14 protein-coding genes are annotated in these 12,805 nt (G+C 60.7%); 6 read left to right on the forward strand and 8 right to left on the reverse strand.

What is annotated here, in order from left to right; all coding sequences use genetic code 11:
* The first annotated feature begins 88 nt into the window (after positions 1-88).
* Genes ABLV54_RS20445 through ABLV54_RS20455 form a run of 3 tightly spaced genes read left to right on the forward strand, consistent with a single transcriptional unit; the run spans position 89 to position 2,890 of the window.
* Positions 89-1,147 carry an ABC transporter substrate-binding protein gene (locus ABLV54_RS20445; protein ID WP_109547219.1) on the forward strand — a complete coding sequence of 353 codons (1,059 nt, stop codon included), beginning with the start codon at positions 89-91 and terminating at the stop codon, positions 1,145-1,147.
* On the forward strand, positions 1,137-2,144 hold the full coding sequence (locus tag ABLV54_RS20450; protein ID WP_109547218.1) for an iron ABC transporter permease: 1,008 nt from the start codon (positions 1,137-1,139) through the stop codon (positions 2,142-2,144). The genes ABLV54_RS20445 and ABLV54_RS20450 overlap by 11 nt, the downstream gene beginning before the upstream one ends.
* Positions 2,141-2,890 carry an ABC transporter ATP-binding protein gene (locus ABLV54_RS20455; RefSeq protein ID WP_226564014.1) on the forward strand — a complete coding sequence of 250 codons (750 nt, stop codon included), beginning with the start codon at positions 2,141-2,143 and terminating at the stop codon, positions 2,888-2,890. The genes ABLV54_RS20450 and ABLV54_RS20455 overlap by 4 nt, the downstream gene beginning before the upstream one ends.
* Here the strand turns inward: ABLV54_RS20455 and ABLV54_RS20460 are convergent.
* The 4 genes from ABLV54_RS20460 to ABLV54_RS20475 form a co-directional block, all read right to left on the reverse strand.
* Entirely contained in the window at positions 2,874-3,617 is a 744-nt protein-coding gene (locus tag ABLV54_RS20460; RefSeq protein ID WP_109547592.1) for an extracellular solute-binding protein, read from the reverse strand. The genes ABLV54_RS20455 and ABLV54_RS20460 overlap by 17 nt on opposite strands.
* 56 nt (positions 3,618-3,673) lie before the next feature.
* Positions 3,674-4,510 carry a shikimate dehydrogenase gene (locus ABLV54_RS20465; RefSeq protein WP_032453232.1) on the reverse strand — a complete coding sequence of 279 codons (837 nt, stop codon included), beginning with the start codon at positions 4,508-4,510 and terminating at the stop codon, positions 3,674-3,676.
* Between the two features lie 15 nt (positions 4,511-4,525).
* The gene (locus ABLV54_RS20470) at positions 4,526-5,848 is read right to left on the reverse strand and encodes an MFS transporter (protein WP_023290068.1); all 1,323 of its coding nucleotides are present in this window, start codon (positions 5,846-5,848) and stop codon (positions 4,526-4,528) included.
* A gap of 71 nt (positions 5,849-5,919) precedes the next feature.
* On the reverse strand, positions 5,920-7,773 hold the full coding sequence (locus ABLV54_RS20475) for a sugar phosphate isomerase/epimerase and 4-hydroxyphenylpyruvate domain-containing protein (RefSeq protein WP_050533313.1): 1,854 nt from the start codon (positions 7,771-7,773) through the stop codon (positions 5,920-5,922).
* Positions 7,774-7,899: 126 nt separating this feature from the next.
* Between ABLV54_RS20475 and ABLV54_RS20480 the strand changes: the two genes are divergently transcribed.
* Positions 7,900-8,538: a TetR/AcrR family transcriptional regulator gene (locus ABLV54_RS20480; protein ID WP_023290070.1), complete on the forward strand. Its 639-nt coding sequence runs from the start codon at positions 7,900-7,902 to the stop codon at positions 8,536-8,538.
* Between the two features lie 17 nt (positions 8,539-8,555).
* Here the strand turns inward: ABLV54_RS20480 and fumD are convergent, their stop codons facing one another.
* Together fumD and ABLV54_RS20490 are read right to left on the reverse strand one after the other, a co-directional pair.
* Positions 8,556-8,768 carry a fumarate hydratase FumD gene (gene fumD / locus ABLV54_RS20485; RefSeq protein WP_004203074.1) on the reverse strand — a complete coding sequence of 71 codons (213 nt, stop codon included), beginning with the start codon at positions 8,766-8,768 and terminating at the stop codon, positions 8,556-8,558.
* Positions 8,769-9,004: 236 nt separating this feature from the next.
* Positions 9,005-9,136 (reverse strand): hypothetical protein, encoded by a 132-nt coding sequence (locus tag ABLV54_RS20490; protein WP_032428887.1) that lies wholly within the window; start codon positions 9,134-9,136, stop codon positions 9,005-9,007.
* A gap of 137 nt (positions 9,137-9,273) precedes the next feature.
* Here ABLV54_RS20490 and pykF point away from each other — a divergent pair, with 137 nt between their 5' ends.
* Both pykF and ABLV54_RS20500 read left to right on the forward strand, forming a co-directional pair.
* A complete protein-coding gene (gene pykF, locus ABLV54_RS20495; protein ID WP_023290071.1) occupies positions 9,274-10,686 on the forward strand; it encodes a pyruvate kinase PykF in 1,413 nt (470 codons plus the stop codon).
* A 313-nt stretch (positions 10,687-10,999) separates the two neighbouring features.
* Complete coding sequence (locus ABLV54_RS20500) at positions 11,000-11,236, forward strand: major outer membrane lipoprotein (RefSeq protein WP_002908860.1); 237 nt, start codon at positions 11,000-11,002, stop codon at positions 11,234-11,236.
* A 61-nt stretch (positions 11,237-11,297) separates the two neighbouring features.
* Here ABLV54_RS20500 and ABLV54_RS20505 read toward each other — a convergent pair whose 3' ends face one another.
* Positions 11,298-12,284, reverse strand: coding sequence for a L,D-transpeptidase family protein (locus tag ABLV54_RS20505; RefSeq protein WP_060592553.1), 987 nt, complete (start codon positions 12,282-12,284; stop codon positions 11,298-11,300).
* Positions 12,285-12,383: 99 nt separating this feature from the next.
* Positions 12,384-12,800: a cysteine desulfuration protein SufE gene (gene sufE, locus ABLV54_RS20510; protein WP_023290073.1), complete on the reverse strand. Its 417-nt coding sequence runs from the start codon at positions 12,798-12,800 to the stop codon at positions 12,384-12,386.
* Positions 12,801-12,805: the final 5 nt, after the last annotated feature.

The raw sequence follows: 12,805 nt of genomic DNA on the forward strand, positions 1-12,805 counted from the left end.
GAAGGGGTGAAAGGCGATCAATTATTGCCCCCGGCATCGTTATATAATTTAATATATATCGAATTTTTCAAGCCACTCGAGCCACGCCATGTCAAAACACCCCTTACTGCTGGGCCTGACGCTGCTCAGCGCCAGCCTGTTCACCGGCCAGACCTTCGCCGACCGTACCGTCACTGACCAGCTGGGTCGCCAGGTCACCCTCCCCGACCACGTCACCCGCGTAGTGGTTCTGCAGCATCAGACGCTCAATCTGCTGGTGCAACTCCATGCCGCCGAGGATATCGTCGGCGTCTTAAGCAGCTGGAAGAAACAGCTCGGGCCGCAGTTCGTCCGCTTTATGCCGACAATCGCGCAACTGGCGACGCCGGGCGATCTCACCCAGGTCAATATTGAAAGCCTGCTGGCGCTACGTCCGCAGGTGGTTTTCGTCGCCAACTATGCGCCGCCGGCGATGATCGCGCAGATCCAGCAGGCCGGGATCCCGGTGGTGGCCATCTCGCTGCGCCACGATGCCGCCGGGGAAAAAAATAAAATGAACCCTACCATGGCTGACGAAGAGCAGGCCTATAACGCCGGGCTGGTGGAGGGGATCCGCCTTATCGGCGAGGTCGTCGAACGCCAGCCCGAAGCCGAGGCGCTGATTCACTACACCTTTGCGGCGCGCCAGCAGGCCAACGCGCCGGTGGCCGATATTCCGCAGAACCAGCGGGTGCGGGTCTATATGGCCAATCCCGATCTGAACACCTACGGCGCCGGAAAATACACCGGACTGATGATGGCCCACGCCGGGGCGCTGAACGTGGCGGCAGCGAGCGTTAAAGGCGCCCGCCAGGTATCGCTGGAGCAGCTCCTGGCGTGGAACCCGCAGGTGATCTTCGTCCAGGACCGTTATCCGCAGGTGGTCAAACAGATAGAGAGCGACCCGCAGTGGCAGACGATCGATGCGGTGCAACATCATCGCGTCTGGCTGATGCCGGAATACGCCAAAGCCTGGGGATACCCAATGCCGGAGGCGCTGGCGCTGGGCGAGCTATGGATGGCGAAAAAACTCTATCCTGCACGCTACCAGAACATCGATGTGGACAGCAAAGCCAGGGATTACTATCAGCGTTTTTTTCGTGTGACGTGGTCACCCGATGCGCGTTAATTCCCGTCCCTGGCTGTTGCCGCTTTGCCTGGCGCTGATGACGCTGACGATCGCCGTTGCCTCTCTCGGTGTCGGCCAGTATCCGTTAAGCCTGAGCGCCGTCGGGCATACCCTGATCCAGCTGCCGCCCGGTGAAGGGGTGGTTGGGCAGATCGTCTGGTCGGTTCGCCTGCCGCGCGTGGCCATGGCCCTGCTGGCCGGCGGCGCGCTGGGGCTGTGCGGCGCCACCTTACAGGGGGTGTTCCAGAATCCGCTGGTGGATCCGCATATCATTGGGGTGACCTCCGGCTCCGCCTTCGGCGGCACGCTGGCGATCCTGTTGGGATTCGGCAGCCTGTTGATGATGGCCTCGACCTTTTTCTTCGGCCTCATCGCGCTGGGGCTGATTTATCTCCTCGCCGCCCTGCAGGGGCGGGAAAGCACGCTGGGGCTGATTCTGTCAGGGATCATTCTCAGCGGTTTTTTCGCCGCCCTGGTCAGTCTGATGCAGTACCTCGCCGATAGCGAAGAAACGTTACCGAACATTGTCTTCTGGCTGCTCGGCAGCTTCGCGACCGCCAACTGGCATAAGGTATTGCTCATGCTTTTGCCAATGACCGTGGCTGCCGGGCTGCTGTGGCAGCTGCGCTGGCGCATCAACCTGCTGGCGCTGGAGGAGCGGGATGCCCGCAGTCTTGGCGTTCCGGTGGCCGCGCTGCGTCGCGGCGTGCTGGTCTGCTGCGCGGTGCTGGTGGCCGCCCAGGTAGCGGTCAGCGGCAGCATCGCCTGGATGGGGCTGGTGGTCCCTCACCTCGCCCGCCTGCTGGTGGGGGCCGATCATCGTCCCCTGCTCCCCACCGCATTCTGGCTCGGCGCCGCCCTGATGCTGGTGGTGGACGATCTGGCGCGCACGCTGACCCAGGCGGAGATCCCGATTGGGATTATCACCGCCCTGCTGGGAGCGCCGCTGTTTACCTTTTTGCTGGTGCAGTCCCGACGCCGGAGGATGGCGCCATGAACATATCCTTATCGCTGGAAGCGCTACGCTACGGTCGCCGTCAACCGCTCTTCGACCCGCTGACACTGGCCTGCCGGTCCGGTGAGATCTGGGCGGTACTCGGCGCCAATGGCCGGGGAAAAAGTACTCTGCTGGACACCCTGAGCGGCGTATTGCCCCCGCTTGGCGGCCAGATGCAGTGCGAGGGCGGCGTGGCCCTTGTCCCGCAGTCGTTTCGCCCCGCTTTCAGCTGGCGAGTGAGTGATGTGGTGCTGATGGGCCGCGCCCGTCACGTGGATCTCTTTGCCCAGCCGGGCGAGGAGGACGCTCGACGGGTTGTGAAAGCCCTGGCGCAGCTGGGCATTGCCCCCCTGGCCCGACACGATTTTAGCTCTCTCTCCGGCGGCCAGCAGCAGCTGGTGCTCATCGCCCGCGCGCTGGTCAGCGCCAGCCAGAATATCCTGCTGGATGAACCCTGTTCTGCGCTGGACCTTGGTAACCAGCAGGTGGTGTTGCAGCTGATCGACGACCTCGCTCACCGTCAGGCGCGCACCGTCCTGTTCACCACCCATGACCCGAACCATGCCCTGCAGGTGGCCAGCCATACGCTCCTTCTCCTGCCGGAGGGCCAGTGGCTGGCGGGCGAGACGGCCGACGTGCTAAGTGAAACGCACCTCCGGCAAGCCTACGGCCTGCCGGTACGTTTGATCCACCATCCCGCGGCCGCTTATCCTCTGCTGGCCCCCGGGTTTACCCTGCATCGCTGAAGGATAAAAAACCCGCCCGCCGGAGACAGGCCTGCCCGGCCTCGCCGAGGATAAAGCGATACAGGGCTGTGGCGGCGGGGTCGGCGCTAAGGCGCGCCAGCTGATAGTCGCAGCAAATGTTCCACGGCGCGGGGATGACCAGGGTGCGCAGATCATCGCAGGCGGCCAGCGCGGCCCCATAGTGCGCATAGCCGATAAACAGATCCGCCAGGTTCTGGCGAATAAGCCACGCGCCGGCTATCGCTCCCGGCGGCACGCTCAGCGAATCTCTGCCGCCGACCAGCGGCTGCGCCCGCCCGGACAACGCTTTGCCCAGCCCCGGATAGCGCGCCTCAAGGCGGGTAAACAGCTGCCAGGTATAATCTCCCGACGGATCGCAGCCCGGGGTGGAGGTCGCCAGCCGCAGGCGGGGCGCGCTGAGCAGCGCCAGCCAGTCCAGCGCGTCGTTCTCCGGCGACCGCCGGACGGTGAGCATCAACTGGTTACGGGCCAATCCCCGGCACTCCTGCGCCAGACCCGCCTGCAGCAGCGCCTGCGGGTGCGCCGCGTTGGCGGAAGCGAAAACCGCGCACGGCGTCCCGGACTCAATCCGCTCGCGCAGCAGGCCGGCGGGGCCAAACTGCACATCGACCGCCAGGCCGGTGTGCTGCTGGAACTGCGCCACCAGCGGCTGGAAAGCGCTTTTCAGGCTTCCCGCCGCCAGCAGCATGAGAGGAGGAGAGATCATCGTCATTCGCTATAAAACAGATAATATAACGCTATCTTACCCGAACTGACGCCGCGTCAGTAGCGAATTTCCGCCAGCGCCCGCAGCTGTTCGGGGGTGGCTACCGGCAGGTCGAAAAAGCGCAGATAGGCAGGGATCATTTCAAACAGCATGTCGGTCCCGCGCTGGATGTGGCACTGTCGCGCCTGGGCGGCTCTCAGCAGCGGAGTATACTCCTGGGTCATCACCACCTCCCCCACCCAGGTGCCTGGCGCCAGACGGTCAACGTCCAGCGGCAGCGGATCGCTGACCTTCATTCCCAGCGGCGTGGCGTTGACCACCAGCTCGTGTCCGGCAGGATCGTGCTGCATCAGAGTGATATCGAGCTGGGGATAGTGCTGATGCAGCCGTCCAGCGAGAGCGTGCGCCACCTCGGGACGGGTATCGTACAGGGTCAGGGCGCTGACCCCTGCAGCCGCAAGGGAGGCGGCGATAGCCGACCCCACCCCGCCGCTGCCGACCACCAGCGCCCGCGTCCCCTCAGGCTGAAATCCCTTACGGCGCAGGCCCAGCACAAAGCCGTCGCCATCGAACATGTCCCCGGAGAGGCTGCCGTCCGCCTCGCGACGGATGGCGTTGCAGGCGCCGGCGATAGCCGCCGTCGGGCTCAGGCGTTGCACCAGATCGCAGGTGGCGATTTTATGCGGCATCGTCACCAGCGCGCCGATGATATTGGTCATCGTAAACAGCGGCGGAATAAACGCGGCATAGTCCTCCGGCCTGACGCCCATTGGCACCACCTTCACGTCCACCTGCTGGTCGACAAACCACGGGTTGTAGATCATCGGCGCCTTAAAACTGGCGGTCGGATAGCCAAGATGCGCTATCAGCCGCGTATTCCCACTAATCACCATGCCTTGCTCCTTTGCTTACTGCGATAACTCGATACGTTTGACGTCGCCGAGGATAAACAGATAGGCCGCCACGCCCAGCAGCGCGGCGCCGCCGATGTAGATCAACGCGTAGAAGAAATTGCCGAACCCGGCGACGATAAAGCCGATCACCAGCGGGGTGAGGATCCCCGCGAGGTTGGCGCAAAAGTTGAACAGGCCGCCGGTGAGCCCGCCCAGCCCCTTCGGGGCGATGTCGGAGATCAGCGTCCAGCCGAGGCCCACCATCCCCTGGCCAAAAAAGGCAAACGACATCACCAGGATCACCGCCAGGTCGCTCTGCAGCCAGTTGGCGGAGATGATGCAGCTGGCCATCAGCAGGCCGGCGACGATCGGCAGCTTACGCCCCAGATTGGCCGACCCGGTGGCTTTAAGCAGCTTGTCGGAGATCCAGCCGCCAAACATCACCCCGCCGGCGGCGGCGACAAACGGCAGGATGGAAAAGAAACCGACCTTCAGCCACGGCATATGGCGTTCGGTGGCCAGCCAGGTGGGAAACCAGGTGAGAAAGAACACCAGCACCGTATTGCCGGCAAACTGGCCGATACTGGCGCCGATGATCTGACGTTTGCTCAGCAGCTGGCGGACCAGCGGCCAGCTGAACGCCACCTGCTGGTCGGCTGGGGCGCTCAGGCCGCCGCCGTTTTCGATATGCTCGCGCTCCTGCTGGCTGAGACGAGGGTCTTCATGCGGTTCGCGGTAGCAGCGCCACCACACCAGGGCGAACAGAATGCCGACCACGCCGACGCTGACGAACAGCACCCGCCAGCCGAAGCCGTCCATGATCCAGAACAGCAGCGGGGCAAAGCAGGCCAGCCCGAGGTATTCCCCCACGGTGTACACCGCCGTGGCCTTCGCGCGCTCCTGCTGCGGGAACCAGGCGCTGACCACCCGGCTGTTCACCGGAAAGCACGGCGCTTCGCTGACGCCAAGCCCGAAACGGCACAGCAGCAGCGTCTTCAGCCCCACCGCCATGCCGTGGAACAGGGTAAACAGCGACCACAGGGTCAGCGACAGAAAATAGGTCACTTTGTTGCCAAAACGGTCGAGAAACAGCCCGCCGGGGATCTGCGCCAGAGCGTAGGTCCAGGCGAAAGCGGAGAAGAGGATCCCCATGAGCGCAGGGTCGATCCCCAGCTCACCGGTCAGCTTTGGGGCGGCGATCCCCAGCACGGTGCGATCGAGGTAGTTGATCATGGTGCCGATGGCCAGCAGCGCAAGAATGCCGATGCGCCGCCGGGAGCGGCGCGCGGTGACGGCTGGCTGGGCGGCGGCCGTCGGGTTAGGGCTATATGAGCTCATAGTCGGTTCCTGTCTCGGGTACAGAGGGTGTTGTTATTGTGTTTCAGGCATAATGAACCATTTGATTCAGGCTAACAATACTGCATCGCCGCCAGACGGACGGCCGCATTCGCCGCGCCATAGAGCGCGTAGCCTGCCCGTCGTTCGGTTAATTCAAAGAAGAAGCGCCCGGCGATGAAGGGCCGGGTATACAGATGCAGGAACGCTCCGCCCTGCGGATCGCGGTCGTAGAGGAGCTGCCGCCGCTGGAGCTGCCCGACGTCCAGCTCGCCGCCAAAGCGCGCCAGCAGATCGTCATAGTAATTGGCCGGGATCGGCAGCGCATGATCGGCAACCGCGGCGAGCTGGTCGCAGGTGGCCGGCAGATCGCGGCAGGCAAAGGCGGCATGCTGCAGCCCCGCCCCCTGGTAGCAGGCGACCGAGCGGGCGATCTGCGTCGCCCGGCTCTGGGAGATATTCAGCGCCAGGCGGATCTCCCCCTGCGGGCTGCGCACCGCCAGACTACGCACCAGCCCATAGGGATCCGGCAGCGTCTGCTCATGTTCGAGCGTAAAACCAAACACCGTGCGGAAGAACATCACCCAGTTGTCGCGGCTGTCGGCCTCCATCCCCAGCGCCAGATGGTCGATGCCGAGGTAATCTTCGCGCACCGTCACGCCATCGCGCAGGAGAAAGTCGCGCTCGTAGATCGCCTCCCCGGCGTCGATGAGGTAGACCAGGCTGCCGTCAGGGGCGCAGATCGCCGGGATCGGCGTTTCGTTCGGCCCGGCGTCGCCCTGCCAGGTGGCATACCCCAGCGCGCGGGCGCGAGCGACAATCGGCGCGCTGCTGTCGACCCGCAGCGCCATCGCGCAGAGCGATACCCCGTGGCGTTGATAAAAGTGATCGGCCCAGCTGTGCGGCTGATGGTTTATCACGATCCGCGCCCCGCCGTTGCGCCACAGCGTGACCTGTTTGGAGCGGTGGCTTCCCTCGTGCTGAAAACCCAGCGCCTGCAGGTGCTGCCCCAGGCGCTGCGCCTCGGCGACGCTGGCGGCGAATTCGATAAACTCCAGCCCGTGACAGACCGGCGGTGGAGGCGGTGAAAACAGATCGGCATCGCACGCCGGGAGCCGGCGACGAGTCTGCTCCTCCAGCCACAGCAGCGAACGATAGCCATCTTTGGCCGTCGCGCCGTTCGGCGAGGCGCGAAAACCGTCATTAAAAATCTCCAGCGACCAGGGGCCGCGATAGCCGCAGCGGGTGATCTGCTCGGCAAACGCCTCCAGCGGCAGCTCCCCCTGCCCGGGGAAGCAGCGGAAATGGCGACTCCACTCCAGGAGATCCATTTTCATATACGGCGCATCGGCGAGCTGAACGAAGGTGATTTTCTCCACCGGCACCGATGGCAGCGCGTCGAGGGTGTCGCCCCGGGCCAGGATATGGAAGCTGTCGAGCACCAGGCCCAGCGCCGGGCTGTCCACCCGCTGCACCCGCTCCCAGGCCTGCTGCCAGCGGTTCACATGGGTTCCCCAGGCCAGCGCCTCATAGCCGATAGCGATCCCCTCCTCTTCCGCCAGCGTGGCCAGCGCCCGCAGGTCCGCCACCTGCAGTTCGCTATCCGCCGAGCAGTCCGGCTGCACATTGCTGCACAGCAGCAGCGTGTCGCAGCCCAGCTCGCGCATCAGCGCAAATTTGCGTCTGGCGCGGGCCATATTGGCCGCAAACTGCGCCCGGCTGGCGCCTTCAAAATCGCGAAAGGGTTGAAAAAGCGTGATTTTTAACCCTAAATCGGCGGCCAGCTGGCGGATTTCCGCCGGCGTCCCCGTATAATAGAGCAGATCGTTCTCGAAAATTTCCACACCCTGGTACCCCGCCGCCGCAATAGCGTGCAGCTTCTCTGGCAGGGTGCCGGAAATCGAAACGGTGGCGATAGAGCGCAGCATAAGGTCCTCGGGTCAACAGCTGACGTGAGCCTTGAATATGTATCATTTGGTTCATTTGCGCCATACCAGGTTGCTAAATTGTGATCATTATGTGTATTTTTTGTCACCCAAGAAAAAGGAGTTGCCATGACCGCCGTTGCTCATGATGAAGCACAATCTCTGAAGGAGCGGATCTTCAGCGCCGCTATCGCCGTCTTTGCCGAACACGGGCTGTCAGGCGCCCGCATGGAGCAGATCGCCACCGAGGCGCAGACCACCAAGCGCATGGTGGTCTACTACTTCAAAAGCAAAGAGCAGCTCTATCAGGAGGTGCTGCAGCATGTGTATGCGCGGATCCGCGAAACCGAGCAGCAGCTGGGGCTGGAGAATGTGCCGCCGGTAGAGGCGCTGGTGCGGCTGGTGCGCTGGAGCGTGCGCTATCACGCCACCCACGCGGACTATATGCGGGTGATTTGCATGGAGAACATGCAGCGCGGCAAGTGGCTGAAGACCTCGGGAGAGCTGAAGCCGCTGAATCGTACCGCGCTGTCGATTCTGGAAGACATTTTGCAGCGCGGCCAGCAGCAGGGGGTCTTTCAGGCGGGGCTGGAAGCGCGCGATGTGCACCGGTTAATCAGCAGCTTTAGCTTTTATCAGGTGTCGAATTTCTACACCTTCAGCAGTCTGTACCTTGACGATCCGCTGCCCGCCATTGACGATGAAGCGATGGTGGCCCACCACTGCGACATTGCCGTCCGGGCGGTGGTCCGCTTCGTGATTTCCTGACCCGCCGGCGAAAGGCGTCAGTGTCCGGAGAGGGCGTGAATGACCTTCGCCATTGCCTCCTCGGTGAGCGGTGAACGCTGGATTTTGCTGTTCGCCAGCGAGGTGCGCAGCACGCCGGCGATGACAATGTGTTTCGGCTCCTGGCCAAGGTCACGCATCTCCAGCACCACTTTGCCCACCACGCGGCACATTTCCTGGTACAGCTCGTCGTCTTTCGCTTTATTTCCCATTGAGTCTGGCTCGCATTTTCTCATTATCAATCAAATCATTATTGATAGATTTTTCCGGCAACGCAAATCATCCTCCCGTTACCGGGTCAATGGCGCATTTTACCGCCTCTTGACGGGAGAAAATTCCCTTTCCGCCGCCCCTTTTCATCCCGCCTGATGAAAAAATGTGTTGCATAGTTTTATGCATAACGTGCCGGTTTTGTTACGCGTTTTGTCCATAATTTGAAACGAGGTTTTTATTTTCCTTTTTGATTTCGCCAGCGTATAATGCGCTTCGATTCTTTCTTGAATGGTTTCAGCGCATTGGACTGCATGATAAAACGCATAACACCTTGCCACATTTCATGGGCTGAACCGCCAGCACACATTCTTCTGCACGCTTCGGGGTTGTCACCTATCCTTAGGGCGTGGCTTAGCAACTTTCGTAATACAGGTTTGGCTCCCCGGCAGTGCGCCCGCGGAGCGAGAATTCCATATCCTTCACAACTTAAAGACTAAAACTGTCATGAAAAAGACCAAAATTGTTTGCACCATCGGTCCGAAAACCGAATCTGAAGAGATGCTGACCAAAATGCTGGAAGCCGGCATGAACGTGATGCGTCTGAACTTCTCCCACGGTGACTATGCGGAACACGGTCAGCGCATCCAGAACCTGCGCAATGTGATGAGCAAAACCGGTAAGAAAGCCGCTATTCTGCTGGACACCAAAGGACCGGAAATTCGTACCATCAAGCTGGAAGGCGGCAACGACGTCTCCCTGAAAGCGGGCCAGACTTTCACCTTCACCACCGATAAATCGGTCATCGGCAACAGCGAAATCGTTGCGGTAACCTATGAAGGCTTCACCTCCGACCTGAGCGTCGGCAACACCGTTCTGGTGGACGATGGCCTGATCGGCATGGAAGTGACCGCTATCGAAGGCAACAAAGTTATCTGTAAAGTGCTGAACAACGGCGACCTTGGCGAGAACAAAGGCGTGAACCTGCCGGGCGTCTCTATCGCCCTGCCGGCGCTGGCGGAAAAAGACAAACAGGACCTGATCTTCGGTTGCGAACAGGGCGTGGACTTCGTCGCGGCCTCCTTCATCCGTAAGCGTTCCGACGTCGTCGAGATCCGTGAGCACCTGAAAGCCCACGGCGGCGAAAACATCCAGATCATCTCCAAAATCGAAAACCAGGAAGGCCTGAACAACTTCGACGAAATCCTCGAAGCCTCTGACGGCATCATGGTTGCTCGTGGCGACATGGGCGTTGAGATCCCGGTTGAAGAAGTTATCTTCGCGCAGAAAATGATCATCGAAAAATGTATCCGCGCGCGCAAAGTGGTTATCACCGCGACCCAGATGCTGGACTCCATGATCAAAAACCCACGTCCGACCCGCGCTGAAGCCGGCGACGTGGCCAACGCCATCCTCGACGGCACCGATGCGGTAATGCTGTCCGGCGAATCGGCGAAAGGTAAATACCCGCTGGAAGCGGTCACCATCATGGCGACCATCTGCGAACGTACCGACCGCGTCATGACCAGCCGTCTGGATTTCAACAACGACAACCGTAAACTGCGCATCACCGAAGCGGTGTGCCGCGGCGCGGTAGAAACCGCTGAGAAACTGGAAGCGCCGCTGATCGTGGTCGCCACCCAGGGCGGTAAATCCGCACGCGCTGTGCGCAAATACTTCCCGGATGCCACCATCCTGGCGCTGACCACCAACGAAACCACTGCTCGCCAGCTGGTGCTGAGCAAGGGCGTTGTGCCGCAGCTGGTGGAAGAGATTGCCTCTACGGATGATTTCTATCACCTGGGTAAAGATCTGGCGCTGAAGAGCGGCCTCGCGCGCAAAGGCGACGTGGTGGTGATGGTCTCTGGCGCATTAGTCCCGAGCGGCACCACTAATACCGCTTCCGTGCACGTGCTGTAATAATTTACAGGTTAATTGGTTTTTTTTTAATAAAGCGCCTCTCGGGGCGCTTTTTTTTATTCATCGACTAGCTCTTCCTATTAAAAATGCAAATCGGAATTTACTATTTAATAAGAGATTATCTAAGATGAATCCGATGGAAGCGCGCTGTTTTCACTCGCCTTTTTCAGCGATTTTGACCAATTCGATGCTTCTTTGAGCGAACGATCAAAAATAAGTGCGTTCAGGTAAAAAAAATATTCTCATCCCAAAAAAGTTTGTGTAATACTTGTAACGCTACATGGAGATTAACTCAATCTAGAGGGTATTAATAATGAATCGTACTAAACTGGTACTGGGCGCGGTAATCCTGGGTTCTACTCTGCTGGCTGGTTGCTCCAGCAATGCTAAAATCGATCAGCTGTCTTCTGACGTTCAGACTCTGAACGCTAAAGTTGACCAGCTGAGCAACGACGTGAACGCAATGCGTTCCGACGTTCAGGCTGCTAAAGACGACGCAGCTCGCGCTAACCAGCGTCTGGACAACCAGGCTCACTCTTACCGTAAGTAAGAGTTCTGGTAATAAAAATGGCGCACTCTGTGCGCCATTTTTTTTGCCCTCGCGCTGAGGGCTACTGGGTGAGCAGGCCGTTGTCAGACGAACTGTTCTGCGCCGACAGCGACGTCGCCGCGCTACCCGCCCCCGTCGATACCACCACCGGATAGCCCGCCCTTCTCGACATCGCTTTTTTCAGCTGCAGGTCATCCACCGCTTTATCCTCAGCGAAGGCGTGAAACGCCGCTGGCAGCGTGTAAGCGATGGTCCGGGTGTTTTCCCCTTCCGTCTGCGACAGCGGCCTGTGGACCTCTACGTAACGTTTACCATCCGGCTCGACGGCAAACTTCACCGGCTGATTGATGATCCGCACCGGCGTCCCGGTTTTCACCTGACTGAACAGCGCCTTGATGTCATCGGCGTTCATCCGCATACAGCCCGAGCTGACGCGCAGCCCAACGCTGTCCGGCGCGTTAGTCCCGTGGATGAGATATTCGCCGTTACCGTAGGCCAGACGCAGCGCATAGCGGCCCAGCGGGTTATTCGGCCCGGCCGGCACCACCGCCGGGAGCGTCACCCCTTTCTCCAGCGAGCGCGCGCGGATGCCGGCGGTGGGTGTCCAGGTCGGGTTAGGGATCTTCTGCCCGACGCGGGTGGTCATCTCCGGCGTTTCCAGCCCTAACTGGCCGATGCCCAGGGGATAAACCTGGACCTGATTCTCTCCCGGCGGGAAGTAGTACAGCCGCAGCTCCGCGAGGTTGACGACAATCCCCTCCCGCGGCACGTCGGGCAGCAGCATCTGAGAAGGGATCAGCACCTGGGTCCCGGGCTTCGGCTGCACCGGCGCGATGGTATCGTTGGCTTCAAGGATCAGCATCGCCGCGGTATCGAAATGGCGGGCAATCGCCTGCAGGTTGCGATCGCTCTCCTGAACCGTCCAGTACTGGTTCTGGCCAATAAGCCGACTGTTGGCCGGAGGCAGCGGGTAATCGACGGCCCAGGCGGCCGGTGAGGCGCCAAGGGCGCCGAGAAGGGCTAAAGCGATCATCGTTTTGCGTTTCATACTGAGATTCCTTCTTTCGCTGATAAAACGCCAGGAGACTGAACGGCGGCAGGGTCAGCGCCCTGCCGGACGTAACAGAATGAAATCTACCTGTTTATTCTAGCTAATATTTGCGGCTTTCGCGCGTATCGCGCGGATCATGGCTTCGAGGCCCTGCGAGCGGGAGGGGGTAAGATGCTGGGTGAGGGCCATTTTTTCAAACCACGGGCGGACGTCGAACTCGGTGATGTCCTGGGCGGTCATCCGGTCATAAAGGATAAACACCACCGCAATCAGCCCTTTGACAATCGCCGCATCGCTGTCGCCGCGCAGGGTGACAACGCCGGAAGGATCCTGCGCCATCACGATCCACACCTGGCTTTGACAGCCCTGAATAATGTTCTGCGGGCTGTGCTCCTCGGCGCTCAGCGGCGGCAGCCGCTGGCCCAGCTCAATGATATAGAGATACTTCTCTTCCCAGTTGGCGCAACGGCTAAAATTGCGCAACAGTTTGTCTTTGTCCGGTAATGCCGCCATCGTCA

The sequence above is a fragment of the Klebsiella sp. JB_Kp042 genome (assembly GCF_040065275.1).
Taxonomy (GTDB): domain Bacteria; phylum Pseudomonadota; class Gammaproteobacteria; order Enterobacterales; family Enterobacteriaceae; genus Klebsiella; species Klebsiella quasipneumoniae.

What these genes read in the sequence shown, in the direction of transcription:
- ABLV54_RS20460 (WP_109547592.1), bottom strand. Translation starts at nt 3,617, where the DNA reads ATGATCTCTCCTCCTCTCATGCTGCTGGCGGCGGGAAGCCTGAAAAGC.
- ABLV54_RS20455 (WP_226564014.1), top strand. Translation starts at nt 2,141, where the DNA reads ATGAACATATCCTTATCGCTGGAAGCGCTACGCTACGGTCGCCGTCAA.
- ABLV54_RS20480 (WP_023290070.1), top strand. Translation starts at nt 7,900, where the DNA reads ATGACCGCCGTTGCTCATGATGAAGCACAATCTCTGAAGGAGCGGATC.
- ABLV54_RS20475 (WP_050533313.1), bottom strand. Translation starts at nt 7,773, where the DNA reads ATGCTGCGCTCTATCGCCACCGTTTCGATTTCCGGCACCCTGCCAGAG.
- ABLV54_RS20470 (WP_023290068.1), bottom strand. Translation starts at nt 5,848, where the DNA reads ATGAGCTCATATAGCCCTAACCCGACGGCCGCCGCCCAGCCAGCCGTC.
- ABLV54_RS20500 (WP_002908860.1), top strand. Translation starts at nt 11,000, where the DNA reads ATGAATCGTACTAAACTGGTACTGGGCGCGGTAATCCTGGGTTCTACT.
- ABLV54_RS20450 (WP_109547218.1), top strand. Translation starts at nt 1,137, where the DNA reads ATGCGCGTTAATTCCCGTCCCTGGCTGTTGCCGCTTTGCCTGGCGCTG.
- ABLV54_RS20445 (WP_109547219.1), top strand. Translation starts at nt 89, where the DNA reads ATGTCAAAACACCCCTTACTGCTGGGCCTGACGCTGCTCAGCGCCAGC.
- ABLV54_RS20490 (WP_032428887.1), bottom strand. Translation starts at nt 9,136, where the DNA reads ATGTGTGCTGGCGGTTCAGCCCATGAAATGTGGCAAGGTGTTATGCGT.
- fumD (WP_004203074.1), bottom strand. Translation starts at nt 8,768, where the DNA reads ATGGGAAATAAAGCGAAAGACGACGAGCTGTACCAGGAAATGTGCCGC.
- ABLV54_RS20505 (WP_060592553.1), bottom strand. Translation starts at nt 12,284, where the DNA reads ATGAAACGCAAAACGATGATCGCTTTAGCCCTTCTCGGCGCCCTTGGC.
- ABLV54_RS20465 (WP_032453232.1), bottom strand. Translation starts at nt 4,510, where the DNA reads ATGGTGATTAGTGGGAATACGCGGCTGATAGCGCATCTTGGCTATCCG.
- sufE (WP_023290073.1), bottom strand. Translation starts at nt 12,800, where the DNA reads ATGGCGGCATTACCGGACAAAGACAAACTGTTGCGCAATTTTAGCCGT.
- pykF (WP_023290071.1), top strand. Translation starts at nt 9,274, where the DNA reads ATGAAAAAGACCAAAATTGTTTGCACCATCGGTCCGAAAACCGAATCT.